Origin of the sequence: Paraburkholderia acidicola (genome assembly GCF_002362315.1) — a bacterium.
Classification (GTDB): domain Bacteria; phylum Pseudomonadota; class Gammaproteobacteria; order Burkholderiales; family Burkholderiaceae; genus Paraburkholderia; species Paraburkholderia acidicola.
Genome location: NZ_MTZV01000005.1, coordinates 90,648 through 116,084 on the forward strand (window position 1 = coordinate 90,648; position 25,437 = coordinate 116,084).

29 protein-coding genes and 1 tRNA gene are annotated in these 25,437 nt (G+C 61.9%); 28 read left to right on the top strand and 2 right to left on the bottom strand.

Annotation, left to right across the window (positions count from 1 at the left end):
* The first annotated feature begins 1 nt into the window (after position 1).
* From BWP39_RS18650 to tatC, 17 genes are all read left to right on the top strand, one after another.
* A complete protein-coding gene (locus BWP39_RS18650; protein WP_096722849.1) occupies positions 2 to 241 on the top strand; it encodes a BolA family protein in 240 nt (79 codons plus the stop codon).
* A gap of 139 nt (positions 242 to 380) precedes the next feature.
* Positions 381 to 1,643, top strand: a complete 1,263-nt coding sequence (murA, locus tag BWP39_RS18655; protein ID WP_096722998.1) for a UDP-N-acetylglucosamine 1-carboxyvinyltransferase — start codon at positions 381 to 383, stop codon at positions 1,641 to 1,643.
* Positions 1,640 to 2,338, top strand: a complete 699-nt coding sequence (gene hisG / locus BWP39_RS18660) for an ATP phosphoribosyltransferase (RefSeq protein ID WP_091019740.1) — start codon at positions 1,640 to 1,642, stop codon at positions 2,336 to 2,338. Before murA ends, hisG begins: the two co-directional genes overlap by 4 nt.
* A gap of 31 nt (positions 2,339 to 2,369) precedes the next feature.
* The gene (hisD, locus tag BWP39_RS18665) at positions 2,370 to 3,692 is read left to right on the top strand and encodes a histidinol dehydrogenase (RefSeq protein WP_096722851.1); all 1,323 of its coding nucleotides are present in this window, start codon (positions 2,370 to 2,372) and stop codon (positions 3,690 to 3,692) included.
* Between the two features lie 119 nt (positions 3,693 to 3,811).
* Positions 3,812 to 4,882, top strand: a complete 1,071-nt coding sequence (gene hisC, locus BWP39_RS18670) for a histidinol-phosphate transaminase (protein WP_096722853.1) — start codon at positions 3,812 to 3,814, stop codon at positions 4,880 to 4,882.
* Positions 4,883 to 4,939: 57 nt separating this feature from the next.
* Positions 4,940 to 5,527, top strand: coding sequence for an imidazoleglycerol-phosphate dehydratase HisB (gene hisB, locus BWP39_RS18675; protein ID WP_091019747.1), 588 nt, complete (start codon positions 4,940 to 4,942; stop codon positions 5,525 to 5,527).
* A gap of 53 nt (positions 5,528 to 5,580) precedes the next feature.
* Positions 5,581 to 6,201, top strand: coding sequence for a YchE family NAAT transporter (locus BWP39_RS18680; protein ID WP_096722855.1), 621 nt, complete (start codon positions 5,581 to 5,583; stop codon positions 6,199 to 6,201).
* Positions 6,198 to 6,839: an imidazole glycerol phosphate synthase subunit HisH gene (gene hisH, locus BWP39_RS18685; protein ID WP_096722857.1), complete on the top strand. Its 642-nt coding sequence runs from the start codon at positions 6,198 to 6,200 to the stop codon at positions 6,837 to 6,839. Before BWP39_RS18680 ends, hisH begins: the two co-directional genes overlap by 4 nt.
* A gap of 189 nt (positions 6,840 to 7,028) precedes the next feature.
* Positions 7,029 to 7,781 (top strand): 1-(5-phosphoribosyl)-5-[(5-phosphoribosylamino)methylideneamino]imidazole-4-carboxamide isomerase, encoded by a 753-nt coding sequence (gene hisA, locus BWP39_RS18690; protein WP_096722859.1) that lies wholly within the window; start codon positions 7,029 to 7,031, stop codon positions 7,779 to 7,781.
* A 182-nt stretch (positions 7,782 to 7,963) separates the two neighbouring features.
* Positions 7,964 to 8,737: an imidazole glycerol phosphate synthase subunit HisF gene (gene hisF / locus BWP39_RS18695; RefSeq protein WP_096722861.1), complete on the top strand. Its 774-nt coding sequence runs from the start codon at positions 7,964 to 7,966 to the stop codon at positions 8,735 to 8,737.
* 1 nt (position 8,738) lies between these two features.
* Positions 8,739 to 9,146, top strand: coding sequence for a phosphoribosyl-AMP cyclohydrolase (hisI, locus tag BWP39_RS18700; protein ID WP_096722863.1), 408 nt, complete (start codon positions 8,739 to 8,741; stop codon positions 9,144 to 9,146).
* Between the two features lie 5 nt (positions 9,147 to 9,151).
* Positions 9,152 to 9,517 carry a phosphoribosyl-ATP diphosphatase gene (locus tag BWP39_RS18705; protein WP_091019927.1) on the top strand — a complete coding sequence of 122 codons (366 nt, stop codon included), beginning with the start codon at positions 9,152 to 9,154 and terminating at the stop codon, positions 9,515 to 9,517.
* 75 nt (positions 9,518 to 9,592) lie between these two features.
* Positions 9,593 to 9,988 carry a DUF4870 family protein gene (locus BWP39_RS18710; RefSeq protein ID WP_096722865.1) on the top strand — a complete coding sequence of 132 codons (396 nt, stop codon included), beginning with the start codon at positions 9,593 to 9,595 and terminating at the stop codon, positions 9,986 to 9,988.
* A 42-nt stretch (positions 9,989 to 10,030) separates the two neighbouring features.
* Positions 10,031 to 10,396, top strand: a complete 366-nt coding sequence (locus BWP39_RS18715) for a histidine triad nucleotide-binding protein (protein ID WP_096722867.1) — start codon at positions 10,031 to 10,033, stop codon at positions 10,394 to 10,396.
* A 240-nt stretch (positions 10,397 to 10,636) separates the two neighbouring features.
* Positions 10,637 to 10,870, top strand: coding sequence for a Sec-independent protein translocase subunit TatA (gene tatA / locus BWP39_RS18720; protein WP_096722869.1), 234 nt, complete (start codon positions 10,637 to 10,639; stop codon positions 10,868 to 10,870).
* A gap of 37 nt (positions 10,871 to 10,907) precedes the next feature.
* Positions 10,908 to 11,432 carry a Sec-independent protein translocase protein TatB gene (gene tatB, locus BWP39_RS18725; RefSeq protein ID WP_096722871.1) on the top strand — a complete coding sequence of 175 codons (525 nt, stop codon included), beginning with the start codon at positions 10,908 to 10,910 and terminating at the stop codon, positions 11,430 to 11,432.
* Between the two features lie 37 nt (positions 11,433 to 11,469).
* Positions 11,470 to 12,255 (top strand): twin-arginine translocase subunit TatC, encoded by a 786-nt coding sequence (gene tatC, locus BWP39_RS18730; RefSeq protein WP_096722873.1) that lies wholly within the window; start codon positions 11,470 to 11,472, stop codon positions 12,253 to 12,255.
* A gap of 83 nt (positions 12,256 to 12,338) precedes the next feature.
* Here tatC and BWP39_RS18735 read toward each other — a convergent pair whose 3' ends face one another.
* Entirely contained in the window at positions 12,339 to 13,562 is a 1,224-nt protein-coding gene (locus BWP39_RS18735) for a Do family serine endopeptidase (protein WP_096722875.1), read from the bottom strand.
* A gap of 18 nt (positions 13,563 to 13,580) precedes the next feature.
* On the opposite strand from BWP39_RS18735, the gene BWP39_RS18740 reads away from it, so the two are divergent.
* From BWP39_RS18740 to BWP39_RS18785, 11 genes are all read left to right on the top strand, one after another.
* The gene (locus tag BWP39_RS18740) at positions 13,581 to 14,330 is read left to right on the top strand and encodes a Nif3-like dinuclear metal center hexameric protein (RefSeq protein WP_096722877.1); all 750 of its coding nucleotides are present in this window, start codon (positions 13,581 to 13,583) and stop codon (positions 14,328 to 14,330) included.
* A 207-nt stretch (positions 14,331 to 14,537) separates the two neighbouring features.
* A complete protein-coding gene (petA, locus tag BWP39_RS18745; RefSeq protein WP_096722879.1) occupies positions 14,538 to 15,158 on the top strand; it encodes a ubiquinol-cytochrome c reductase iron-sulfur subunit in 621 nt (206 codons plus the stop codon).
* A complete protein-coding gene (locus BWP39_RS18750) occupies positions 15,158 to 16,537 on the top strand; it encodes a cytochrome b (protein WP_091019772.1) in 1,380 nt (459 codons plus the stop codon). The genes petA and BWP39_RS18750 overlap by 1 nt, the downstream gene beginning before the upstream one ends.
* A 22-nt stretch (positions 16,538 to 16,559) precedes the next feature.
* Positions 16,560 to 17,327, top strand: coding sequence for a cytochrome c1 (locus BWP39_RS18755; RefSeq protein WP_096722881.1), 768 nt, complete (start codon positions 16,560 to 16,562; stop codon positions 17,325 to 17,327).
* Between the two features lie 94 nt (positions 17,328 to 17,421).
* Positions 17,422 to 18,033, top strand: a complete 612-nt coding sequence (locus tag BWP39_RS18760; protein ID WP_090537322.1) for a glutathione S-transferase N-terminal domain-containing protein — start codon at positions 17,422 to 17,424, stop codon at positions 18,031 to 18,033.
* An 85-nt stretch (positions 18,034 to 18,118) separates the two neighbouring features.
* Positions 18,119 to 18,640 carry a ClpXP protease specificity-enhancing factor gene (locus BWP39_RS18765; protein WP_096722883.1) on the top strand — a complete coding sequence of 174 codons (522 nt, stop codon included), beginning with the start codon at positions 18,119 to 18,121 and terminating at the stop codon, positions 18,638 to 18,640.
* A 19-nt stretch (positions 18,641 to 18,659) separates the two neighbouring features.
* Positions 18,660 to 18,735, top strand: a tRNA-Thr gene (locus BWP39_RS18770).
* A 161-nt stretch (positions 18,736 to 18,896) separates the two neighbouring features.
* Entirely contained in the window at positions 18,897 to 19,697 is an 801-nt protein-coding gene (locus tag BWP39_RS18775; RefSeq protein WP_157915156.1) for an alpha/beta fold hydrolase, read from the top strand.
* Between the two features lie 149 nt (positions 19,698 to 19,846).
* A complete protein-coding gene (locus BWP39_RS31770) occupies positions 19,847 to 19,993 on the top strand; it encodes a hypothetical protein (protein ID WP_157915157.1) in 147 nt (48 codons plus the stop codon).
* A gap of 585 nt (positions 19,994 to 20,578) precedes the next feature.
* A complete protein-coding gene (locus tag BWP39_RS18780; protein ID WP_207556953.1) occupies positions 20,579 to 22,546 on the top strand; it encodes a S53 family peptidase in 1,968 nt (655 codons plus the stop codon).
* A gap of 447 nt (positions 22,547 to 22,993) precedes the next feature.
* The gene (locus BWP39_RS18785) at positions 22,994 to 24,121 is read left to right on the top strand and encodes a methyltransferase (RefSeq protein WP_096722887.1); all 1,128 of its coding nucleotides are present in this window, start codon (positions 22,994 to 22,996) and stop codon (positions 24,119 to 24,121) included.
* Here BWP39_RS18785 and BWP39_RS18790 read toward each other — a convergent pair.
* On the bottom strand, positions 24,118 to 25,389 hold the full coding sequence (locus tag BWP39_RS18790) for a TIGR03862 family flavoprotein (RefSeq protein WP_096722889.1): 1,272 nt from the start codon (positions 25,387 to 25,389) through the stop codon (positions 24,118 to 24,120). The genes BWP39_RS18785 and BWP39_RS18790 overlap by 4 nt on opposite strands.
* Positions 25,390 to 25,437: the final 48 nt, after the last annotated feature.

A 25,437-nucleotide genomic window follows, 5' to 3' on the forward strand; every position in this document is an offset into this window, starting at 1 on the left:
CATGTTGCCGACTCCCGAACAGGTCAAGAATTACATCGCGGCTGGTTTGCCCTGCCAGCATCTCGAAGTCGAAGGCGACGGTCAGCATTTCTTTGCGACGATCGTTTCGCTGGACTTCGAAGGCAAGCGGCTGATCCAGCGCCATCAACTCGTGTACGCGGCGCTCGGCGACCGCATGCGCGAAGAAATACACGCGCTCAGCATGAAAACGCTGACGCCCGCCGAATGGCAGAACGGATAATCTGGACACTTCAGTGCGAATCACACAGGACACCGGCGACGCAGTGAGCGGCGCCGTAGCAGAGCTTCAACAGGCCGCGCCGAACGGCTCGCGGACGGAACCGGAAACGGCTCAGGAAACGCATCAGGAAACGACTGGCATGGACAAACTCGTTATCGTTGGCGGACAGCGGCTTGCGGGTGAGATCACGGTGTCGGGCGCGAAGAACGCCGCGCTGCCCATTCTGTGCGCCGGTCTGCTGAGCGCGGACCCGGTGCATCTGGACAACGTGCCCGATCTGCAGGACGTGCGCACCATCCTCAAGCTGCTCGGCCAGATGGGCGTGCGCACCGAAAGTAGCGCGGGTCGTGTATCACTCGATGCCTCGAAGGTGACCAACCCCGTCGCCCCTTACGAACTCGTGAAGACGATGCGCGCGTCGATCCTCGTGCTCGGCCCGCTGGTCGCCCGTTTCGGCGAAGCGAAGGTATCGCTGCCCGGTGGCTGCGCGATCGGCGCACGACCGGTCGATCAGCACATCAAGGGGCTGCAGGCGATGGGCGCCGAGATCACCATCGAGCACGGCTTCATCGAAGCGCGCGCGAAGCGTCTGAAGGGCGCGCGCATCGTCACCGACATGATCACCGTGACCGGCACCGAAAACCTGCTGATGGCCGCGGTGCTCGCCGACGGCGAAACGGTGATCGAGAACGCGGCGCGTGAGCCGGAAGTCGGCGACCTCGCCAATCTGCTGGTCGCGATGGGCGCGAAGATCGACGGCATCGGTACCGACCGGCTGGTGATCCAGGGCGTTGACCGGTTGCATGGCGCGCAACACACGGTGATCCCCGACCGTATCGAAGCGGGCACCTTCCTGTGCGCCGTGGCCGCAGCGGGCGGCGATGTGATCTTGCGCAAGGTGCGTCCGCAGATCCTCGAAGCCGTCACCGTCAAGCTGCGCGAAGCCGGCGTGACGATCGAGGAAGGCGACGACTGGATGCGTGTGCGGATGAACCAGCGTGCGCAATCCGTGAACATTCGTACGTCCGAATACCCGGCATTCCCGACCGACATGCAGGCGCAGTTCATGGCGCTCAACGCGGTCGCGAACGGCACCGCGCAGGTTGTCGAAACGATCTTCGAGAACCGCTTCATGCACGTGCAGGAACTCAATCGCCTCGGTGCGAGCATTACGACGGACGGCAAGACCGCGCTGGTCACCGGCGTCGAGCGGCTGTCGGGCGCGAAGGTGATGGCAACCGATCTGCGCGCCTCCGCGAGCCTCGTGATCGCCGGGCTGTGCGCGAGTGGCGAAACGCTGATCGACCGGATCTATCACCTCGACCGTGGCTACGACCGGATGGAATCGAAGCTGACGGCGGTCGGCGCGCAGGTGCGCCGCATTCAGGGGAAAGCAGCATGAGCACGGTGCCGCAAACGTCGTCGTCGCCGGCTGCAAGTGCACCGTTGACGCTCGCGTTGTCGAAGGGCCGCATCTTTGAGGAAACGCTGCCGCTGCTGGCCGCGGCCGGTGTCGAAGTGGCCGAAGATCCGGAAACCTCGCGCAAGCTGATCCTGCCCACCACCGATCCAAACCTTCGCGTGATCATCGTGCGTGCCACCGATGTGCCGACCTACGTCGAATACGGTGCCGCCGATTTCGGCGTGGCCGGTAAGGACGTGCTGCTCGAACACGGCGGCAGCGGCCTGTACCAGCCGGTCGATCTCGACATCGCGCGTTGCCGCATGTCGGTCGCAGTCAAGGCGGGCTTCGATTATGCGAGCGCGGTGCGCCAGGGCGCGCGCCTGCGTGTCGCGACCAAGTACGTCGAAACCGCCCGCGAACATTTCGCGGCCAAAGGCGTGCACGTCGATCTGATCAAGCTGTATGGATCGATGGAACTCGCGCCGCTCGTCGGCCTTGCCGACGCAATTGTCGACCTGGTCAGCTCGGGTGGTACGCTGCGAGCGAACGATCTCGTCGAAGTCGAAGAGATCATGCAGATCTCGTCGCGCCTCGTGGTGAACCAGGCGGCACTGAAGTTGAAGCGCGCTGCGCTGCGACCGTTCCTCGATGCGTTTGAACGCGCGTCGCGGCTCGACGGCGCGAAGGCCTGACGGCGCGCGCCTTACCGAAACGGATACTCGTATGTCTATCAAGATTCGCAAACTCGATTCCAGCGCGGTCGGTTTTCAGAAAGCGCTGCACGCGGTGCTCGCGTTCGAGGCGAGCGAGGACGAAGCGATCGAGCGCTCGGTCGCGGAGATACTCGCCGACGTGAAGACGCGCGGCGATGCAGCCGTGCTCGACTACACGAATCGCTTCGATCGCCTGAACGCGGCTAGCGTTTCGGCGCTCGAGCTGCCGATGGCCGAGCTTGAAGCGGCACTCGAAGGGCTGGAGCCGAAGCGCCGTGCGGCGCTCGAAGCTGCGGCTGCGCGCGTGCGCGGGTTTCACGAGAAGCAGAAGATCGAGTGCGGCAGCCATAGCTGGCATTACACCGAGGCCGACGGCACGGTGCTCGGCCAGAAGGTGACGCCGCTCGACCGCGCGGGCATCTACGTGCCGGGTGGTAAGGCTGCGTATCCGTCGTCGGTGCTGATGAATGCGATTCCGGCGCGTGTGGCCGGTGTGCGCGAAATCGTGATGGTCGTGCCGACGCCCGACGGCGTGAAGAATCCGCTCGTGCTTGCCGCGGCGCTGCTGGGCGGTGTCGATCGGGTGTTTACGATTGGCGGTGCGCAGGCCGTGGCGGCGCTCGCGTACGGCACGAAAACCGTGCCGGCGGTCGACAAGATCTGCGGTCCAGGCAATGCGTATGTCGCGTCGGCGAAACGTCGCGTGTTCGGCACGGTCGGCATCGATATGATTGCCGGTCCGTCGGAAATCCTCGTGCTCTGCGACGGCACAACCGACCCGCGCTGGGTCGCGATGGACCTGTTCTCGCAGGCCGAGCACGACGAACTCGCGCAATCCATCCTGCTGTGTCCGGATGCCGCGTTTATCGCGCGCGTCGAGGACGCGATCGCCGAGTTGCTGCCCACGCTGCCGCGCCGCGATGTGATTCAGGCGTCGCTCGAAGGGCGTGGCGCGCTGATCAAGGTGCGCGACATGGCCGAAGCCTGCGCGATCGCCAACGACATCGCACCGGAGCATCTCGAGATTTCCGCGCTGGAGCCGCAGCAGTGGGGCCAGTTGATCCGCCATGCGGGCGCGATTTTCCTCGGTCGCTACACCAGCGAAAGCCTCGGCGACTACTGTGCCGGACCGAACCACGTGCTGCCTACGTCTCGCACCGCACGGTTTTCGTCGCCGCTCGGTGTCTATGATTTCTTCAAACGTTCGAGCGTGATCGAAGTCAGCGCCGAGGGTGCGCAGACGCTCGGCGAAATTGCCGCCGAGCTTGCCTATGGCGAAGGGCTGCAGGCGCATGCACGCAGTGCCGAGTACCGGATGAAGCAGACCGGTTGAAAGTTGAAAGAGAAGGGCCAGCAGTAAGACCGTACTAAAACGAGAATATCGACCAACCACAGGGCGGCTGCGCGTCGCTCTTGTTGTGCCGGCGCGTGATGCGACCGGTTTGCCCAGTTATGACGACACCACAAGACATCATCCGCCGCGACGTACTCGCGATGACGAGCTACCCGGTTCCGGACGCGACCGGCTTCGTAAAGCTGGACGCAATGGAGAACCCGTTCTCGCTGCCCCCCGTGCTGGCCGCGCATCTCGGCGAGCATCTGGCCGGCGTCGCGCTGAACCGCTACCCCGCGCCGCGGCCGGAAGCGCTGATCGAGAAGATCAAGCGGGTGATGCAGGTGCCGGCCGCCTGCGACGTGCTGCTCGGCAACGGCTCCGACGAAATCATCAGCATCATTTCGCTGGCCTGTGCGAATCCGGGCGCAAAGGTGCTCGCGCCGGTGCCGGGGTTCGTCATGTATCAGATGTCCGCGAAATTCGCGCATCTGGAGTTTATCGGTGTGCCGTTGAAGGCCGATTTCACGCTCGATGCCGACGCGATGCTCGCCGCGATCGCCGAACATGCACCGGCCGTGATCTACCTCGCGTACCCGAACAACCCGACCGGCACGCTGTACGACGAAGCCGACATGGAACGCATCATCGCGGCCGCCGATCGCAGCCTCGTCGTCATCGACGAGGCGTATCAACCGTTCGCGCAGCAAAGCTGGCTGCCGCGCGCCGACCAGTTCGACAACGTCGTCGTGATGCGCACGGTGTCGAAGCTCGGGCTTGCCGGTATCCGTCTCGGCTACCTGGCCGGCCGTCCCGCATGGCTCACCGAGTTCGACAAGGTGCGGCCGCCGTACAACGTCAACGTCCTGACCCAGGCCGCCGCCGATTTCCTGCTCGACCATGTCGACGTGCTCGACGCGCAGGCGGCGCGACTGCGCGAGGAACGCTCGCGGCTGGCCGCAGCGGTGGCCCAGCTGCCGGGCGCCGAAGTCTTCCCGAGCGCGGGCAATTTCCTGCTGGTGCGTGTGCCGGATGCATCAATAGCGTTCGAAACGCTGCTTACTGCGCGGATTCTTGTCAAAAACGTGAGTAAAATGCATCCATTGCTCGCCAATTGCGTGCGTCTGACGGTCGGTTCGCCGGAACAGAACGATCAGATGCTGGCCGCGCTGAAACTCGTGCTGCACTGATGCCCGGTTCCGTTGTTTCGTTTCACCTTACTTTTTAGTTCGATTCGAGGATTCACCATGCGCCTTGCGGAAGTCGTTCGCAACACTAGCGAAACGCAGATCCGTGTAAAGATCGACCTGGACGGCACCGGCCAGCAGAAGCTTGCGACCGGCGTGCCGTTCCTCGACCACATGCTCGACCAGATTGCACGGCATGGGCTGATCGATCTGGAAGTCGAGGCGCATGGTGACCTGCATATCGACGACCATCACACGGTCGAAGACGTCGGCATCACGCTCGGACAGGCGGTCGCGAAGGCGATCGGCGATCGCAAGGGGATTCGCCGCTACGGTCACGCGTACGTGCCGCTCGACGAAGCGCTGTCGCGCGTCGTGATCGACTTCTCGGGCCGCCCGGGCCTCGAATTCCATGTGCCGTTCACGCGGGCGCGCATCGGCACGTTCGACGTCGATCTCTCCATCGAATTTTTCCGCGGCTTCGTCAATCATGCGGGCGTGACGCTCCATATCGACAACCTGCGCGGTCTGAACGCCCATCACCAGATGGAAACGGTGTTCAAGGCGTTCGGCCGGGCCCTCCGGATGGCAGCCGAACTCGACGAGCGCGCGGCGGGGCAGATTCCGTCGACCAAAGGCAGCCTCTAGGCCCCGAACCCTGACGAAGCGGACCGGCGGCGCAGCAGCGCGGCCGGCGTGCGATGGATACCCTCAAGTCGTTTATTTCACTGCTCGCGCTGATCAACCCGGTCGGCGCGATACCATTTTTTCTGAGCCTTACGTCGCAGCAGTCGGAGGGTGAGCGCAAGCACACCATTCGCATCGCGGCGATCTCGGTGTTCTGCGTGATCGCCGTGACGACGCTGCTCGGACAGCAGATCATCAGTTTTTTCGGCATTTCGGTTGGCTCGCTCGAAGTGGGCGGCGGCATCATCATGCTGCTGATGGCGATCAACATGCTGAATGCGCAGATCGGTAATTCGCGCTCCACGCCGGAAGAGCGTGACGAGGCCGAGCAGAAGAACAGCGTCGCGGTGGTGCCGCTCGCGATTCCCCTGCTGACCGGCCCTGGCGCGATCAGCACGGTCATCGTGTATGCGGCCGGTTCCGCGCACTGGTACGACCGGATCAGTCTGATTGCGATCGGCGCGGTGCTCGCGGCGATCTGCTTTTTGTCGCTGCGGCTTGCCGAGCCGATCGCCCGCTGGGTGGGCCAAACCGGGATCAATATCGGCACGCGGCTCATGGGTTTGATGTTGTCGGCGCTGGCGGTGGAGTTCATCGTCGACGGATTGAAGGCGTTGCTGCCTAACTTGAGATGAAAACTTCGATTGCGATTGTGGATTACGGCATGGGCAACCTGCGTTCGGTCGCGCAGGCGCTGAGGAAAGCTGCCCCCGAGGCCGACGTGGCGATCGTCGACCGCCCCGAAGCGATTCGCGCGGCAGACCGGGTCGTGCTGCCGGGACAGGGCGCGATGCCCGATTGCATGCGGTGTCTCGGCGAATCCGGGTTGCAGGAAGCGGTGCTCGAAGCCTCGCGCAGCAAGCCGTTGCTCGGCGTGTGCGTCGGCGAGCAGATGCTGTTCGACTGGAGCGCCGAGGGCGATACACGCGGGCTCGGGCTGTTGCCCGGCAAGGTGGTGCGCTTCGATCTGGCGGACCAGGTGCAGGACGACGGCTCCCGCTTCAAAGTGCCGCAGATGGGCTGGAACCGCGTTCGCCAGGCGCAGCCGCATGCGTTGTGGGACGGTGTCGCGGACGGCAGTTTTTTTTATTTCGTGCACAGCTACTACGTCGTGCCCGACAATGCCGCGCATACGTCGGGCGAAACCGTGTACGGCGCGCCCTTTACCTCGGCGGTCGCGCGGGATAACATTTTTGCCACCCAGTTCCACCCGGAAAAGAGCGCCGACGCGGGGTTGCGCCTGTACCGCAACTTCGTGCACTGGAACCCATGAGCGCCTTTCGTCCGCTGCGCCGCGGCCTGTCCGGCACCGATCGTGCCGCTCCGGTGCCGGTGCGTTCAAGCCGCCCCATCAAGGGCGCCGAAAGAGTTGTACTAAACTAGCGGAACGGCGCGCCTGCAGGTTTTGCGTTCATCGCGCCGACCCACACCCAACCCTCTTCCCAGACACCACCCGATTGCTATGCTGCTGATCCCCGCCATCGACCTCAAAGACGGTCAGTGTGTACGCCTCAAACAGGGCGATATGGACCAGGCGACGATTTTCTCCGAGGAACCGGCGGCGATGGCCCGACACTGGGTCGAGCGCGGCGCGCGGCGCCTGCATCTCGTCGACCTCAACGGCGCGTTCGCCGGCAAGCCGAAGAACGAGGACGCGATTCGCGCGATCATCCAGGAGGTCGGCAACGAGATTCCGGTGCAACTGGGTGGCGGTATCCGCGACCTCGATACGATCGAGCGTTATCTGGACGACGGCCTGTCGTACATCATCATCGGCACGGCGGCGGTGAAGAACCCGGGCTTCCTGCAGGAAGCCTGTACGGCGTTCGGCGGCCATATCATCGTCGGTCTTGATGCGAAGGACGGCAAGGTCGCCACCGACGGCTGGAGCAAGCTCACCGGCCACGAAGTCGCCGATCTCGCGCGCAAGTTCGAGGATTACGGCTGCGAGTCGATCATTTACACGGACATCGGCCGCGACGGCATGCTTCAGGGCATCAACATCGATGCGACGGTGCGCCTTGCGCGTGCGGTAAAAATTCCGGTCATTGCGAGCGGCGGCCTGTCGAATCTGACCGATATCGAATCGCTCTGCGAAGTCGAGGACGAAGGGATCGAAGGCGTGATCTGCGGTCGCGCGATCTATTCGGGCGATCTTGACTTCGCTGCCGCACAGACGCTCGCCGACCGCCTGCGCGAGTCTGACGACGCGTAAGCACGACGCCTGGGCGTCGACTGCGCGGGCCCGCTGCTGCACACGGCACAGACCGCGCACGCAACCTGCGGCGCCACAGCGACTTATCGCCGCAGTGGCACCGCAGCGGTTCGCCCGCACCGCCCGCAGCAGGCGGCCTTACCTGCGATTTACCTGCGAACTACGCAAGCATTGGCAAGATCATGGCTCTAGCTAAACGCATCATCCCCTGTCTCGACGTCACGGCCGGCCGCGTGGTGAAGGGTGTCAACTTCGTCGAACTGCGCGATGCGGGCGACCCGGTCGAAATCGCGCGACGCTACGACGAACAGGGCGCCGACGAACTCACGTTCCTCGACATCACCGCCACCTCCGACCAGCGCGACCTGATCCTGCCGATCATCGAAGCGGTCGCATCGCAGGTGTTCATTCCGTTGACGGTCGGCGGCGGTGTGCGCGCGGTCGAAGACGTGCGGCGCCTGCTGAACGCGGGCGCGGACAAGATCAGCATGAACTCGTCGGCGGTGGCGAATCCGCAGCTCGTGCGCGATGCCACCGACAAATACGGCTCGCAGTGCATCGTCGTCGCGATCGACGCAAAGCGCGTATCTGCCGACAACGAAGCCCCGCGCTGGGAAGTGTTCACGCATGGCGGTCGCAAGGCGACCGGCCTCGAAGTCGTCGAGTGGGCGCGCAAGATGGCCGAACTCGGCGCGGGCGAAATCCTGCTCACCAGCATGGATCGCGACGGCACCAAAAGCGGCTTCGATCTCGCGCTGACGCGCGCGGTGTCGGACGCGGTGCCGGTGTCAGTAATCGCGTCGGGCGGCGTCGGCTCGCTGCAGCATCTCGCCGACGGCATCAAGGACGGACACGCCGATGCGGTGCTGGCCGCAAGCATCTTCCACTATGGCGAACACACGGTCGGCGAGGCAAAGCGCTTCATGGCCGGGCAGGGTATTTCCGTGAGGCTGTGACGTGACGAACTCTTCAGGCAACTGGCTCGACAAGGTGAAGTGGGACGCGAACGGCCTCGTGCCGGTGATCGCGCAGGAAGCGTCGACCAACGACGTGCTGATGTTCGCGTGGATGAACCGCGAAGCGCTCGCCAAAACCATCGAAACCGGCCGCGCGGTGTACTTCTCGCGCTCGCGTCAGCGGTTGTGGTTCAAGGGCGAAGAGTCGGGCCACGTGCAGCACGTGCATGAAGTGCGGCTCGATTGCGACGAAGACGTGGTGCTGCTGAAGGTCGAGCAGGTGTCGGGCATCGCCTGCCACACCGGCCGTCACTCCTGCTTCTTCCAGAAATTCGAAGGCACCGTCGACGACGGCGACTGGGCAACCGTCGAGCCCGTATTGAAAGACCCCGAGCACATCTACAAATGACGCAAATTTCGCAATCGACAAACGACACGCTGCTGCGCCTCGCGGCGGTGATCGATGGCCGCAAGGGCGGCGACCCGGATGCTTCGTATGTGGCGCGCCTGTTTCACAAGGGCGACGATGCGGTGCTGAAAAAGATCGGCGAAGAAGCGACCGAAGTCGTACTTGCCGCGAAGGACGTGCGCCAGGGCGGCGCGCCGACTGCGCTCGTCGGTGAAGTGGCCGACCTGTGGTTTCATTGTCTCGTGATGCTGTCGCACTTCGATCTGAGCCCCGCTGATGTCCTCGCGGAGCTCGAACGGCGCGAAGGTACGTCGGGCATCGAAGAAAAGGCGCTGCGCAAGAGCCGCGAACGTGAAGAGAGCGGCGACTGAGCTGGCACCAGGCGGCACTTCGGCAGCTCGCTTTGCTGGTTGATGGACTGACGGACCCGATAGGAGGACGCAAGCATGGAACAGTCGCAGGGCGGTTATCCGCCTCCGTCTTACCCTGGCGAACTCGATGCCGAGCAGGAGCGCCGGCTGCGCACGCTGACGCACGTGCTGTACGGGCTGTACGCGGTGCACTTCCTGACCGGCGGCGTGTCGGTGCTGATTGCGATCATCATCAACTACCTGAAGCGGCAGGATGCCGATGGCACGCCGTATGAGGCGCATTTCACGTGGCAGATCCGCACGTTCTGGTTCTGCCTGCTCGGCTATGTGATCGGCGGGGTGCTGCTTTTCGTGGTGATCGGCATTCCAGTGCTCTGGGCTGTCGGAATCTGGACGTTGTACCGTATTATCAAAGGCTGGCTGTATCTGTACGACAACAAGCCGCTGCAGAATCCGCGTAGCTTCTTCTAACGTTGCGTCTGAAGTTGCACGCGCCCGCGTACCAGGAAAACCATGAGCCACGATCCGAACTGCCTTTTCTGCAAGATCGCCGCCGGCGATATTCCGTCGACCCGCGTGCACGAAGACGACGAGTTCGTCGCGTTCAAAGACATCCATCCTGCCGCCGAAACGCATGTACTGGTGATCCCGCGCAAGCACATCGCGACGCTATCCGACTGCACCGAAAGCGATGCGCCGCTGCTTGGTAAAATGATGATTCTGGTCGCGCAGCTCGCGAAGCAGCTCGGCGTGGCCTATACGGGTGGAGAAACCGGCTTTCGTACGGTGATCAATACGGGTCCCGGCGGCGGGCAGGAGGTGTATCACCTGCATGCGCATCTGATCGCAGGGCCGCGTCCGTGGCAGCGGATGGGGTAAAAGCGGGCTAGATTGGTATCAATCGCCGCTTTTCCGCATCCAGCACGATTTTCGGGCCGCGCAGGTACGACTGGAGATTTTTGTATCTCTGTAACGCCGCCGACGCGATCGCACGCGATAATGGCGCGCCGCCCGGGTCGGGCAGTAACAGAAGGACGAAGCCTCGGCTTCGCAACAGGCCGCAAGGCACACCGTGTTCCGTTGCGTCGATACGCGACAGCGGGGTTAAGGAGAGTTTTCATGGGTTCGTTCAGTATTTGGCACTGGTTGATCGTTCTGCTGATCGTTGCGCTCGTGTTCGGCACGAAGAAGCTGCGTAACATCGGCACCGATCTGGGTGGTGCGGTGAAGGGTTTCAAGGAAGGCATGAAGGAAAGCGAAACGGCCGACGCAACGCAGCGCGAACTGCCGCGTAGCGGCACCGTCGATGTCGATGCAAAAGAAAAAGCGCCGAATGCCGGCGACTCCCGCTAAGCCGCGGCCACCCGCGCACTGACGGATATCACGCTTCATGCTCGATCTCGGTCTTACCAAGATGGCGCTGATCGGCGTCGTCGCACTGGTCGTGCTCGGGCCGGAGCGCCTGCCGCGCGTCGCGCGCACCGCGGGCGCGCTGTTCGGGCGCGCGCAACGCTATATCAACGACGTCAAGGCGGAAGTCACGCGCGAGATCGAACTCGACGAACTGCGCCGCATGAAGACCGAGTTCGAATCGGCGGCGCAGAACGTCAGCAATACGGTGCACGACAACCTGCGCAAGACCGAAACCGAACTCAACGACGCATGGAGTGCGGGTACCTCGGTGTCGCCCGACATGGCGAGCACGTCGACCGGTTCGGGTTTCTCGGACGGTGGCGTGTCGTGGCGCAGCAGCTTCACGGCGCCGCCGAAACGCAAGAACTGGCGCATCAAGCAGACCGCGGCCCCGTCCTGGTACAAGCGTGCGACGTTACGCCGCACCCGCGTGCAGTCAGGGGCGGCACGCGTGGCGCGTCACACGCCGGTGAGCCTGCGTCGTCCGACCCGCTTCTTCTGATGTCCCGCGCCTCCCCCATCTCCTACCGAGGGCCGTTGTGAGCGACCCGCAACAAACCCAGACTGAAGGCAACGAAGAGACCTTCATCTCGCATCTCGTCGAACTGCGCGACCGTATCATCCGCGCCGGCATTGCTGTGATCGTCGTGTTCCTTGGGCTCGTCTACTGGGCGCCAAACATCTTCAGGCTGCTCGCGCGACCGCTGATGATGAACCTGCCCGCCAACGGCAAGATGATCGTCACCGACGTCACTGGCTCGTTCTTTGTGCCGATGAAGGTGACCATGCTGGTGGCCCTGGTGATCGCGCTGCCGGTCGTGCTGTATCAGATCTGGGCGTTCGTCGCGCCGGGGCTGTACCAGCACGAAAAGAAGCTGGTCATGCCGCTCGTCGCCAGCAGCTATACGCTGTTCCTGTGCGGCATGGCGTTCGCGTACTTCGTGGTGTTCCCGACCATCTTCCACGTGATGGCGCACTACAACGCGCCGCTCGGCGCGGAAATGAACACCGACATCGACAATTACCTGAGCTTCGTCCTGACGATGTTCGTCGCGTTCGGCGTCACGTTCGAGGTGCCGATCGTCGTCGTGCTGCTGGTGCGCATGGGCATTCTGACGGTGCAGAAGCTCAAGGAGATCCGGCCGTATGTGATTGTCGGGGCATTTATCGTGTCGGCTGTGGTTACGCCACCGGACGTGTTCTCGCAGCTGATTCTCGCGGTGCCGCTGATCGTGCTCTACGAGGCGGGGATCATCGCGGCACGGCTCTTCGTCAAGAGGCCGGAGCCGGTATCGCCCGACGAGGAACCGAAGAGCGAGAGCTGAAGAACCGTATCCACTGAACGAGAAAGGGCAGCTATGTGAGCTGCCCTTTTTGTTGGATGCGTTACGGGTTTCGTGTCGCTGGATCAACCGCCGTCGTCGTCGTTGTTATCGTTGCTGTTGTCGTCGGTGGCCTGTTTCGGCGGTGGCGGACGCTTGCCGATCGTTACGTTCAGGTCCTGCTCGCGATTCTTGCGCACCACATGAACCTTCGCGTCGGCGCCCGGCTTGATCTGGGCGATCACGTTCAGCAGACTCGTCGTGTCGGTGATGTCCTGGCCGTTCACGCTCATCAGGATGTCGCCAGGCTTGATGCCCGCCTTGTCGGCCGGGCCGCCCTTCAGCACGCCCGCGACGATCGCCCCCGACTTCTGCTCGAGCCCAAACGATTCGGCGATCTCCGGCGTCACATCCTGCGGCTCGACGCCGATCCAGCCGCGCGTGACCGAGCCCGTCGTGATGATGCTCTCCAGCACCGTGCGCGCCGTCGACACGGGAATCGCGAAGCCGATCCCAAGCGAGCCGCCCGAGCGTGAATAGATGGCGGTGTTGATGCCGAGCAGATTGCCGTTCACATCGACCAGCGCGCCGCCCGAGTTACCCGGGTTGATCGCTGCATCGGTCTGGATGAAGTTCTCGAACGTATTGATGCCTAGGTGATTGCGGCCGAGCGCGCTGACGATACCCATCGTCACGGTCTGCCCGACGCCGAATGGATTGCCGATCGCCAGCACGACGTCGCCCACGCGGGTCTGATCCATCCGCCCAAGCGTGATGGCGGGCAGATTGGTCATGTTGATCTTCAGCACGGCCAGATCGGTTTCCGGATCGACGCCGATCACTTTCGCGTTGGTCGTGCGGCCGTCCGACAGCGCGATTTCAATCTGGTCTGCGCCGTCCACGACGTGCTGGTTCGTTAGAATGTAACCTTCCGAACTCACGATGACACCCGAGCCCAGGTTCGCCGCCGGCTGATCCTGTTGCTTGCGGTTATTGTTCTTGTCGCCGAAGAAGTAGCGAAACAGCGGATCTTTCGCCCGTGGGTCGGGCGGCAGCGATCCGTCCTTGCTGGAAAACACGTTGACGACCGCGGGCATGGCCTTATGCGCCGCGTCTGCATACGACGCCTGCGCAGGACCGCCGCCGATGCCTGGCGCCACTTCCCGCAGTGCGACGATCGGTTCGGCGAGCTGCTTGCCGAACTGGCCTTGTCGCTGCAGCCATTGCGGCTTAAGGGTCGCAACGATGAACATCAGCGCCAGAAGCACGGTCACCGCTTGGGCGAAGAACAGCCAGAAGCGTCTAAGCATCTGAAATTAGAGGTTTATATGGATCGGATCGAACTCGAATTGTACTTGAACAACGTTCTGGAAACGGCGCGGTTCAAGGACTATTGCCCCAATGGGCTGCAGGTGGAAGGGCGCCGGCGGGTCAAGAAGCTCGCGACGGGTGTCACGGCTTCGCTGGCGTTTCTCGAAGCGGCGCTCGAATGGGGCGCGGACGCCGTGCTGGTCCACCACGGCTATTTCTGGCGCAACGAGGCGGCGCCGATCACCGGACGCAAATACCGGCGCCTGAAGCTGCTGCTTGCCAACGATCTCAACCTGTTTGCATACCACCTGCCGCTCGACGACCATCCGCTGTATGGCAACAACGCGCAGTTGGGCGCCCGGCTCGGCCTGATTGCCGACGACATCCGCTTCGGCGACAACCAGCTTGGCTGGCTGAGCACGCTGCCAATGCCGCTCTCGCTTGCCCACTTCACCGCGGAGGTCGAGCAGACGCTCGGCCGCACGCCGCTCGTATTCGGCGACCCCGACCGCGAACTGCGGCGCATCGGTTGGTGCACCGGCGCCGCCCAGGGTTACTTCGACGCGGCGATCGACGCCGGCGCCGATGTCTACCTGACCGGCGAAGTGTCCGAACCGGTCGCGCACACGGCAGCGGAAAGCGGCGTCGCGTTTATCGCGGCCGGCCATCACGCCACCGAGCGTTACGGTGTTCAATCACTCGGTACGCATATTTCCGAGACTTTCGACGTCGAGCATCTATTTATCGATATCGATAATCCGGTTTGATTACCGACCGAAAAGGTTCGAAAAACGAAGGGAACACTTAAAAGGAGACGACAAAAAGTTTGTTATGTGTCGGTGGAAACCCTGACGCATCAACGACTTCGCACGGTTTTTGGCAATCGGCCCTTGTAAATGCTGACTCCATTCGAGCAAACTAGCGGCGGTAGAAGAGACGTGAAGGAAAAATCCAACTCAGAAGTGGGGCTTGTGATGCGAGACAAGGAAGATGAGCGCGTCGACAACAGCCGTCGTACCTGGCTGATTGCGACGACCGTAGCAGGTGGTATTGGAGGCGTTGCCACTGTCGTACCCTTTGTTAGTTCGTTTGCACCATCTGAAAAAGCAAAAGCAGCCGGAGCACCGGTCGAAGTCGATATCAGCAACCTGAAGCCTGGCGACATGCTCACCGTCGCATGGCGCGGCAAGCCCGTCTGGATCCTGAATCGCACCGACGAAATGCTCGCCGATGTCCAGAAAGCCGATAAAGAACTAGCCGATCCCCATACAGATCATCCGTTTTCGATGCCCCTGCCGGAGTACTGCAACAACGAATTCCGCTCACGGGCCGAACACAAGAACATTCTTGTCGTCGTTGCGGTGTGCACGCATCTGGGCTGTACGCCGACGCAGCGCTTCCAGGAGGGCCCGCAGGCCAATCTTCCCGACGACTGGCCAGGCGGCTTCCTGTGCCCGTGCCACGGCTCGACCTATGATCTCGACGGTCGTGTCTTCAAGAACAAACCTGCGCCGCAGAACCTCGATATCCCGCCCTATATGTTCACGTCCGATCATTCGGTTGTGATCGGCAGGGACGAGAAAGGAGAAGCGTAATGGCGACCGAACACGAGGTAGAGACGACCGGGCTGCTTGGATGGATCGATCGCCGGTTTCCGCTGACGTCGACCTGGAAGAAGCACGTTTCCGAGTACTACGCGCCGAAGAACTTCAATTTCTGGTACTTCTTCGGCTCGCTGGCGCTGCTGGTGCTGGTCAACCAGATCGTCACCGGCATCTTTCTCACGATGAACTACAAGCCCGATGCGACGCTCGCGTTCGCTTCGGTCGAGTACATCATGCGGGATGTGCCGTGGGGCTGGCTGATCCGCTATATGCACTCCACCGGCGCATCGATGTTCTTCGTCGTCGTGTATCTGCATATGTTCCGCGGCCTGCTGTACGGCTCGTACCGCAAACCGCGCGAACTGGTGTGGGTCTTCGGTTGCGCGATCTTCCTGTGCCTGATGGCCGAGGCGTTCTTCGGCTACCTGCTGCCCTGGGGACAGATGTCGTTCTGGGGCGCGCAGGTGATCGTGAACCTGTTCTCGGCGATTCCGTTCATCGGGCCGGACCTGTCGCTGTGGATTCGCGGCGACTACGTCGTGTCCGACGTCACGCTGAACCGCTTCTTCGCGTTCCACGTGATCGCGATCCCGCTGGTGCTGATCGGGCTGGTGGTGGCGCACCTGGTGGCGCTACATGAAGTCGGCTCGAACAACCCGGACGGCATCGAGATCAAGGCGAAGAAGGACGCGAAGGGCATTCCGCTCGACGGAATCCCGTTCCACCCGTACTACTCGGTGCACGATTTCCTCGGGGTCTGTGTATTCCTGATGATCTTCGCGGCGATTATTTTCCTGGCACCGGAAATGGGCGGGTACTTCCTCGAAGCGAACAACTTCATCCCGGCCAACCCGCTGCAGACGCCGCCGGAAATCGCCCCGGTCTGGTACTTCACGGCGTTCTACGCGATGCTGCGCGCCACCACCGATCCATTCAAGATCGTGCTGATGATCGTGATCGCGCTGCTTGGCGTGCTCGCGCTGGTGCGGGGGCGCGGCAAGTGGCGCCTGGGTCTGCCGGTGCTGGCCGTGCTGGTCATTCTGGCCATGTACTTCACGCAGTCGAAGTTCTGGGGTGTGGTGGTGATGGGCGGCGCGGTGGTGTCGCTGTTCTTCCTGCCATGGCTGGACCGCTCGCCGGTGAAGTCGATCCGCTACCGGCCGCTGTTCCACAAGGTGTTCTACGGCATCTTCGTGCTGATTTTCCTGACGCTGGGATTCCTCGGAACGCGCCCTGTATCGCCCGCCGCGACGTTGATTGCGCAGATCTGCGCCATCATCTACTTCGCGTTTTTCCTCGGCATGCCTTTCTGGACGCGGCTTGGCAAGTTCAAGCAGCCACCTGAGCGCGTGCAGTTCAAGCCCCATTAATGCGAGCGAGGAGAACACGAAGATGAAAAAAGTACTTTCGACGCTCGCGCGGACCGGCGTGGCAACGCTGACCGTCGCGCTGGCGATGCTGGGCGCGCCGGCTCACGCGGATGAAAATTTTCCGCTCGACCGCGCGCCCGATAACACCGAAAATCTCGTCTCTTTGCAGCATGGCTCGCAAATATTTGTAAATTACTGCCTGAGTTGTCATAGTGCGAGCCTGATGCGCTACAGCCGGTTGACGGATCTCGGCATATCGCAGAAGGAAATCGAGGCCAACCTGTTGTTCACGACCGATAAGGTCGGCAACACGATGACCGTGGCCATGCGGCCCGACGACGCGAAGGAGTGGTTCGGGACTGCGCCGCCGGATTTATCGGTGGAAGCGCGGGCACGCAATCGCGACTGGCTGTACACGTATCTGCGCAGTTTCTATCGCGACGACACGCGGCCGACCGGCTGGAACAACATGGTGTATGCCAACGTGAGCATGCCTCACGTGTTGTGGCAGCTGCAGGGGCAGCGCACCGCGACGTTCGAGGATGTGGTCGACTCGGAGAATGGCGAGAAGATCCACAAGTTCACGGGCTTCAAACAGGTCACGCCGGGGACGTTATCGGCGGTAGATTATGATGCGTCTGTGGCCGACCTCGTGGCTTATATGTCGTGGATGTCCGAACCCACGCAGAAAACCCGCAAGCAGCTTGGCGTCTGGGTGCTCCTGTTCCTCGGCGTCCTGAGCTTTTTGGCGTGGCGATTGAACGCCGCGTACTGGAAAGATATCAAATAGTCACGCCCTGACAGGCGTGGGGCCGGCGCCAGGAAAAACCTGCAGGACGGTTTTTCCGCGCGCTGGCCCTTCAGTTTTTTGAGGAAATGTAAATATGATGGTTCTGTATTCCGGCACAACTTGCCCGTTCTCCCAGCGTTGCCGGCTGGTGTTGTTCGAAAAGGGCATGGACTTCGAGATTCGCGACGTCGACCTGTTCAATAAACCGGAAGACATCGCGGTGATGAATCCGTATGGTCAGGTGCCGATTCTCGTTGAACGGGATCTGATTCTGTACGAATCGAACATCATCAACGAGTACATCGACGAACGCTTCCCGCATCCGCAGCTGATGCCTGCCGACCCGGTGCAGCGCGCCCGCGCCCGCCTGTTCCTGCTGAACTTCGAAAAGGAACTGTTCGTGCATGTCGGCACGCTCGAAAACGAAAAGGGCAAGGCGGCCGAGAAGAATCACGAGAAGGCACGCATTGCCATTCGTGATCGTCTGACGCAGCTCGCACCGATCTTCCTGAAGAACAAGTACATGCTCGGCGAAGAGTTCTCGATGCTCGACGTTGCGATCGCACCGCTGCTGTGGCGTCTCGATCACTACGGTATCGAGCTGTCGAAGAACGCAGCGCCGCTAATGAAGTACGCCGAGCGTATTTTCAGCCGTCCGGCGTATATCGAAGCGCTGACGCCTTCGGAAAAGGTGATGCGCCGCTGAGAGCCGGCTTTGCGGACCGCCGGCATGGCGCCAGTGGGCGTCATGCCGCGGCCCGGCAAGCCTGGGGCAAGGAAGAGGACCGTTGATGCAAGAGATTTCCACCAAGCCTTATCTGCTTCGCGCGCTGTACGAGTGGTGCACGGATAACGGCTACACACCGCACATCGCGGTGCGCGTCGATAACCAGACGCGTGTGCCGCGACAGTTTGTGCGCGACAACGAGATCGTACTGAACATCAGCTTCGAGGCGACGAGCCAGCTGCAGATGGGCAACGAATGGATCGAGTTCAGCGCACGCTTTTCCGGCAAGTCGCACAAGATCGAAGTACCGGTCGCTAACGTGCTGGCTATTTACGCGCGGGAAAATGGGCAAGGCATGGCGTTCCCCGTCGATTCGGCGGGGGGCGAAGCAACCGATTCGGGCGCTGACGAAGCGTTGCCGACAGACGATGCCGCAACGACGGGCGAGGGTGGGCTGAGGGTAGCGGATGCGCCGCCCGATGCGCCTGCACCAGCCCCCGCTGCTGCTGCCGACGATGAAACGCATCGTCCCGATGACGACGGATCAAAGGGTGGTGGAAGAGGTCACCTCAAGGTCGTGAAATGAAGTAAAATCACGGCCTCATGCCGGCTTAGCTCATCAGGTAGAGCGCTTGACTTGTAATCATGAGGTGGCGGGTTCGAGTCCTGCAGCCGGCACCAAATTCAACGCCATCGAAGTTCGATGGCGGCAAAAAACCCCGAAAATTCAGTGAATTTCCGGGGTTTTTTGTTTGTGCGGATTCGAAGCCTGGCGGTAAGCCACAGCAAAAATTGCAGGTATATTCGCTGGTACCGAAACTCGTGACGTCGGTATCCACGCCGTGTCCCGCATCGTCCCAACCCAAGATGATCCCCAACCGGAATTCGCCGCGCTGGCGTCCGGTCGTATCGCCTATACCGTATCGGGGCACGGTGGGCCCCCGACCGTCGTGCTCGAAACCGGCCTAGGCGCGGAGAGCGCCGAATGGCAACCGATCCAGGTCGCGCTTGCGGCGCACTGCACCGTGTTCCGTTACGACCGGCTGGGACGCGGAGCAAGCGATCGCCCGCTGACGGTACGTCACGCCGGTCATCTGATCGACGAACTGCACGCGCTGCTGCAGGCGACTGCGATGCCGCCGCCTTACCTCATAGTCGGTCATTCGTTTGGTGGACTGCTGGCACGTGGCTTCGCTCAGCGCTATCGCGACGAAATGCACGGGGTCGTGCTGGTCGAATCCATGCATACGCGCCAGTTCTCCGTGTTCGGCAACGCATTCCCTCCGCCGGGCGAATCAGACACACCCGAACAAACACGCATGCGGACATTCTGGGCAGGCGAATGGCGCCTGCCCAACGCAACGCCGGAGCGCATCGATCTGCCCACCAGTCTCGACCTGTATCGCGAGATCGCGCCGCTTGGCGATCTGCCAGTGACGGTGATCACCGCCGGCTCCTACGCGAATTCACGATTTTTCCCCACCGCGACGCGAGATGCGCTGCAAGCGCGTTGGGAAGATCTGCAGCGCGAACTGCTACAGCTATCGACGCAGGCGCGCCAGATCATGACACCGGCGAGCCAGCACTTCGTGCAGCGCGACGATCCGGACGTGGTGATCGACGCCGTGCTGGCCATGCTGTGAAATCGTAGCGACGCGAGTTTGACAATAGTTGTCAGTCGCATCTTGGACGACCTGATATCTTTGCATCCCCTGAAAATCAACACGAACTGACGATACGGACGTGCGTCAGCAGGACCCGCACGAGCGGAAATGATCGAAGGAGTTTGCTCATGTGTCGTACCACGATCGTGATTCGCACGTTGTGCGTGATTGCCTTTGCTCTCGTCGGGCTGCTCACGGTTCTGGCGGTGGTGGCTGATACATCGAGCGCGTGCGACGGGACGGCGCGTACCGCTTCCGCTAACGCGCGGCAATAGAGTGCCTCGAGAATCGCATATCGAATTCAATACAATTGTTGTTTGTCACATTGAATCCGGAATGATCACTTTGGCACAATGATTTCGATAAAAAAATAACCAGAAATATCGAATTTGGCACAATAGTTTTTAGCACATCGAATTCGATCAAGACCAATCTTTGGCACATTTAAGCCGCCCTTTGGCACATATTCATTCTGCTATCTCCTCGATCGTCTCTATCCCTCCCGCATAGGTCGCGGCATCGAAATCGTCATCGCACGCAATGCCTCTCAGATCGGCCATCCACCGAGCATTGACAGTCCCTTGTCTCTCCGTCGATATGACAATTTAATTCATAAATATTATCGAATTTTCGCCAAAAGATATGCCGTAATTCGATAAGAAAGGATTGAAGATTCTGAGGAAAATTTAGAATTGCTTTCTTGCAAATGTAATTGGCTAGCCTACTATTCGATCACGAAAAAATTACGAATACCCGAATAGACGCGAATGAGCATCGCATTCCCGGATCTGCTCATCGCGTTGTTATCCCAGCACTACCCGTGCTGGCCTGCAGGTGGCCGTTTGATCTCACGAGGAGGCATGATGCCTAAACAAGCACCGTCTTTCGTCGCACCGATTCTTTCCGCGACGTGTCGTCTGTCAGTTCTGTCGTTGATCGGTTTGTCTTCAACGGGTTTGATGGTGTTGCCCGCGCATGCGCAAAGCAATTCCACTGACTGGGTATCGACCAACACCCACGCGTTTGCCGCGCCATCTGCAGCGTCAGGCGCGCAAGCGTCGACCAACTTCGCCGTCAGCGCCGCTAGCGAACTTGCTGCGACTACGCCGATTCACGTCGTGGTATCGCTGAAGATGCGCGACCAGAAGGGTCTCGACGCGTTCATCAACCAGGTCAACCAGCCGGGCAGCCCGAACTATCGTCAGTACCTGACGCCGGAGCAGATCCTCGCGACGTACGCGCCGACCGAGGCCCAGGTGCAGACGGTGGTGGAGTATCTGACGCGTGCCGGCTTCAAGAACGTCCGCGCTGCGAAGAACCGCTTGCTGGTTACGGCAGACGGCAACGCTGCGCTGGTGAAGTCGGCGTTCAACACGAGCCTCAAGCGTTTCACGCAAGACGGCCACCAGGTTTACGCGAACACGAGCGACGCGCAGGTGCCGGCAGCGCTCGGCGATATCGTCGATTCGGTGCTGGGACTGCAGAACGCAGCGACGGCGCATACCAACTATCGTATCTATCGCCCTGAGCCGAGCGCGAGTACCCAGGTCAAGCGCAGCCTTGCCGCGACACCGGTGCTGACCGGCCACAATCCCGTCGAGTTCTCGAATATCTACGCCGCCGGTTCGACACCGACCGCGTCGGCCACGACGGTCGGGATCATTTCGGAAGGCGATCTGACGCAGACGCTGTCCGATCTGCAGACGTTCACGACGAACAACGGGCTTGGTAATGTGGCGACCCAGGTCGTGCAAACCGGACCGGACGGCAGCGACTATAGCGATACGGACGGCACGGTCGAGTGGAACCTCGACAGCCAGTCGATCGTCGGCGCTGCAGGCGGTGCCGTGAACAAACTGGTGTTCTACGCCGCGCCGTCGATGTCGCTCGGCGACATCACCGCCGCCTACAACCAGGCCGTGACCGACAACGTCGCGAAGGTGATCAACGTGTCGCTCGGCGTGTGCGAAGCGAGTGCGAAGTCAGAAGGTTCGCAGGCCGCCGACGACGCCATCTTCAAGGTCGCCATGGCACAGGGACAGGTCTTCTCGGTGTCGGCTGGCGATCATGGCGTGTATGAATGCCAGAACGGCACCCCGCCTTCGAATCTGCGCACCTACACCGTTAGCGAACCGGCCACTTCGCCGTACGTGATTTCGGTTGGCGGCACGGGGCTCTACACCGTGGGCGGCAAGTACGATCACGAAAACGTGTGGAACGAAGGCCTCGATTCCAAAGGCAGACTCTGGGCAACCGGCGGCGGCATCAGCAAGTACGAAGCCGCACCGACATGGCAATCGTCGGTCACAGGCAGCAAGTTGCGCACGGTGCCGGATATTGGTTTCGATGCGGACGGTCGCAGTGGCGCGATTCTCGTCATTCAAGGGCAGACCAGCGGCACGCTACCTGGCGCCGGGCCGAACGATCCGAACCAGGTCGGCGGGACGAGTCTTGCGGCGCCGATCTTCGCGGGCATCTGGGCGCGCGTGCAGTCGGCGAACAACAACACGCTGGCGTTTCCCGCGGCGAGCATCTATAGCAATGCGACCACGAAGCCCGGTCTTTTTCACCCGGTCACGTCGGGCAATAACGGCATCACGAAGAGCGGTGTGACCTACGGCTACAGCGCGACGCAGGGCTACGACTATGTCACGGGCTGGGGCAGCTTCGACATCTCGCAACTGAATGCAGCTTATGGTTCGACACCGGTGGCTGCCGGCGGTGGCAAGAGCGGGAGCACGGGCAATGGCGGTAGCAGCAACGCGCAGGGCGGTTCGCCGGATCTGTTCGGTCTGCTGTCCGGCTTGTTCGGTAGCTGGTGGTGGTAAGTCGTAGCCCGGCGCGCAACCTTTGCTAGCGCATTGTTTTTGGTTGTGATGACCGGGCGCTTCAAGACGAACGTCAGCGAAATCCGCCTGGCGTTCGAACCAGCAGTAAAGGCATAAGCAGGCGGTGTTCGTCGGACTACGACGGACACCGCTTGAACGCCGGCGCGAGCCGGCGTGGCTCGTTTACCGTCACGCTTGCGCATGCGCTCGCAGCGCAGAGAATGCGGGGAAAGCATCGGCTGGACCGCGCCGTACTACAATTCGAACCTGACGCCCGTTGACGGCGCGCAAGGCTCCGCCCAGCAACACGAACGATCCTGCTTGTCCTGTCGGGCTCGACATCGCGCCGCGGCATCCCGGCGATGCTCATCGGTGACTAGAACGGAAGGCACGGCAAACCGACCTGCCACATCCAGTCATCGCCTGCCCTATACATCCCTCCCACCGATGACCACCCCCCATCCGATTCTCACCTGGCCTGCTGCAGACGGTCCCGAAACCGCTCGCTGGCGTTCGGAAGCCGCGGTCCCGCCGCCTAAGCGCGTCGTGCTCGCCGACGACCGCACGACCGCCGACACTGCATTTCGCCTCGCCAGCGAAGGCACCGCGCTACTGTGGAACGGCGATTACCAGAACGCGCGGCAGTTGCTACAGGCCATCACGCGCCGCGTCGAACGTAAGCCGCCCAAGCAGGCGGCGACCGCAAAAGATGCGTTCAATCTGCATCGCCAGGCGCAGGCACAGCGCGCCCGCACGCTTGGCATGGTGCTGATTCCACTAACCGGCGACTACACGATCCCGCTGCGCCGCGCACCGGAAGTTGCGCAGGCTTGCATCGAAGCGTGGGGTGCGGCGGACGGCGAAGCGTCGGTTGTTTCGCTGCGTGAACTGCTCGGCCTGATCGGCGCACACGAATGGCGCAAGAAGGGTGTCGAGATTCCGGCGCTCGGCGAGCGGATTCATCCGTACTACGGCGTGTTTTCGCCGGTGCGTGGCGAGTATGTCGATCTGGTTGCGCGGATGGTGTTGCCGTCACTGGAAAAGGCTTTCGATATCGGCACCGGCACCGGTGTGCTCGCTGCGTTGCTGGCGAAGCGCGGTGTGAAGAAAATCGTTGCCACGGATCAGGACCCGCGTGCGCTAGCGTGCGCGCAGGAGAACATGACGCGGCTCGGTTATGACCGGCAGGTGCGGGTCGTGGAGGCCGATCTGTTCCCCGAAGGACTTGCGCCGCTGATCATCTGCAATCCGCCGTGGGTGCCGGCACGGCCGTCGTCGCCGATCGAGCATGCGGTTTTCGATCCCGATAGCCGTATGCTGATCGGCTTTCTCAGCGGACTTGCCGCGCATCTGAAGCCCGGCGGCGAGGGCTGGTTGATCCTGTCGGACTTTGCCGAACACCTCGGTTTGCGTACGCGCGCGATGTTGCTCGACGCGATCAAGGCGGCCGGTCTTGAAGTGGCTGGACGCGAGGACATCCGGCCGCGGCATCCGAAATCTTCCGATCCCTCGGACCCGCTGCATGTCGCGCGTCTCGCGGAAGTGACGTCGCTGTGGCGCCTGAAAGCGCGCTAGCGTCGCGCCAGGCGGTCCAGATACGCGTGCACGCCTTCACCCGCGACCAGGCCGCTCGCGAAGCACGCGGTCAACAGATAACCGCCCGTCGGCGCTTCCCAGTCGAGCATTTCGCCCGCGCAGAACACGCCCGGTAACTGCTCGATCATCAGATTTGCATCGAGTGCTTCGAACGGAATGCCGCCGGCGCTGCTGATCGCTTCTTCGATCGGGCGTGCGCGCAGCAAGCGTAACGGCAGCGCCTTCAATGTGCGAGCGATCAGCGCTGCATCGCCAAGCGCTTCTTTCGATAGACATTCGTGCAGCAGCGCGAACTTCACGCCCGCGATGCCGATGCGGCTGTGCAGATGACTCGATAGCGAACGTGAGCCGCGTGGCCGCATGACTTCTTCGGCGACGCGTTCGATGGACAGGTCCGGCACGAGATCGAGATGCAGCGTTACCTCGCCGTCGGTATCTATCCGTTCGCGGATCACCGACGACAGCGCATACACGAGGCTCCCCTCGATCCCCGTCGCGGTAATAACTATCTCACCTTTTCGATTCTGGACTTTTTTGTCTATATCGATGACGGTGATTGCAACGGGCTTCAGCGGCTGTCCTGCGAAGCGCTCGCGAAAATAATCGCTCCACACGGTGTCGAAGCCGCTGTTTGCCGAGCGCAGTGGTGCGACCTGCACGCCGCGAGCGCCGAGCAGCGGCACCCAAGCGGCGTCCGAGCCGAGACGCGGCCAGCTTGCGCCGCCTGTTGCGAGGACGAGCGCATCGACAGCGATGTTTTGCTCGCCGTCGGGTGTCGTGAAGCGCAACGTGTGACGTGTTGCATTCGTAGCGTCGTCTTCGTTCCAGCCAATCCATTTGTGCCGCATATGAAAGCGCACACCGCGTTCCTTCAACCGATGCAGCCAGGCACGCAGCATCGGCGCGGCTTTCATATCGGTGGGGAACACGCGGCCCGAACTACCGACAAAGGTCCCCACGCCAAGATCGTAGAGCCACGCACGCAGCGCATCGGGACCGAAACGGTCGAGCAGTGGTGCGATCTGTGCGCGTCGCGTGCCATAACGCTCGACAAAACGCTCAAGCGGTTCCGAGTGCGTGATGTTCATGCCGCCCTTGCCGGCCATCAGGAATTTGCGTCCCGCCGATGGCATCGCGTCATACACGTCGACCTGCACGTGCTCGCGGCTCAGCGCCTCGGCGGCCATGAGACCGGCTGGGCCGGCACCGATGATGGCAACAGAAGTGGAATCGTGGGGAGCGGGCATGGGCGGTATCGAGGGGAGGGAAGGAAAGCGGCGGCGGGCAGCGTGCGC

Coding starts and splice junctions, on each gene's coding strand:
- BWP39_RS18650 (WP_096722849.1), top strand. CDS start 2: ATGTTGCCGACTCCCGAACAGGTCAAGAATTACATCGCGGCTGGTTTG.
- murA (WP_096722998.1), top strand. CDS start 381: ATGGACAAACTCGTTATCGTTGGCGGACAGCGGCTTGCGGGTGAGATC.
- hisG (WP_091019740.1), top strand. CDS start 1,640: ATGAGCACGGTGCCGCAAACGTCGTCGTCGCCGGCTGCAAGTGCACCG.
- hisD (WP_096722851.1), top strand. CDS start 2,370: ATGTCTATCAAGATTCGCAAACTCGATTCCAGCGCGGTCGGTTTTCAG.
- hisC (WP_096722853.1), top strand. CDS start 3,812: ATGACGACACCACAAGACATCATCCGCCGCGACGTACTCGCGATGACG.
- hisB (WP_091019747.1), top strand. CDS start 4,940: ATGCGCCTTGCGGAAGTCGTTCGCAACACTAGCGAAACGCAGATCCGT.
- BWP39_RS18680 (WP_096722855.1), top strand. CDS start 5,581: ATGGATACCCTCAAGTCGTTTATTTCACTGCTCGCGCTGATCAACCCG.
- hisH (WP_096722857.1), top strand. CDS start 6,198: ATGAAAACTTCGATTGCGATTGTGGATTACGGCATGGGCAACCTGCGT.
- hisA (WP_096722859.1), top strand. CDS start 7,029: ATGCTGCTGATCCCCGCCATCGACCTCAAAGACGGTCAGTGTGTACGC.
- hisF (WP_096722861.1), top strand. CDS start 7,964: ATGGCTCTAGCTAAACGCATCATCCCCTGTCTCGACGTCACGGCCGGC.
- BWP39_RS18710 (WP_096722865.1), top strand. CDS start 9,593: ATGGAACAGTCGCAGGGCGGTTATCCGCCTCCGTCTTACCCTGGCGAA.
- BWP39_RS18715 (WP_096722867.1), top strand. CDS start 10,031: ATGAGCCACGATCCGAACTGCCTTTTCTGCAAGATCGCCGCCGGCGAT.
- tatA (WP_096722869.1), top strand. CDS start 10,637: ATGGGTTCGTTCAGTATTTGGCACTGGTTGATCGTTCTGCTGATCGTT.
- tatB (WP_096722871.1), top strand. CDS start 10,908: ATGCTCGATCTCGGTCTTACCAAGATGGCGCTGATCGGCGTCGTCGCA.
- BWP39_RS18735 (WP_096722875.1), bottom strand. CDS start 13,562: ATGCTTAGACGCTTCTGGCTGTTCTTCGCCCAAGCGGTGACCGTGCTT.
- BWP39_RS18740 (WP_096722877.1), top strand. CDS start 13,581: ATGGATCGGATCGAACTCGAATTGTACTTGAACAACGTTCTGGAAACG.
- petA (WP_096722879.1), top strand. CDS start 14,538: ATGCGAGACAAGGAAGATGAGCGCGTCGACAACAGCCGTCGTACCTGG.
- BWP39_RS18750 (WP_091019772.1), top strand. CDS start 15,158: ATGGCGACCGAACACGAGGTAGAGACGACCGGGCTGCTTGGATGGATC.
- BWP39_RS18755 (WP_096722881.1), top strand. CDS start 16,560: ATGAAAAAAGTACTTTCGACGCTCGCGCGGACCGGCGTGGCAACGCTG.
- BWP39_RS18760 (WP_090537322.1), top strand. CDS start 17,422: ATGATGGTTCTGTATTCCGGCACAACTTGCCCGTTCTCCCAGCGTTGC.
- BWP39_RS18765 (WP_096722883.1), top strand. CDS start 18,119: ATGCAAGAGATTTCCACCAAGCCTTATCTGCTTCGCGCGCTGTACGAG.
- BWP39_RS31770 (WP_157915157.1), top strand. CDS start 19,847: ATGTGTCGTACCACGATCGTGATTCGCACGTTGTGCGTGATTGCCTTT.
- BWP39_RS18780 (WP_207556953.1), top strand. CDS start 20,579: ATGATGCCTAAACAAGCACCGTCTTTCGTCGCACCGATTCTTTCCGCG.
- BWP39_RS18785 (WP_096722887.1), top strand. CDS start 22,994: ATGACCACCCCCCATCCGATTCTCACCTGGCCTGCTGCAGACGGTCCC.
- BWP39_RS18790 (WP_096722889.1), bottom strand. CDS start 25,389: ATGCCCGCTCCCCACGATTCCACTTCTGTTGCCATCATCGGTGCCGGC.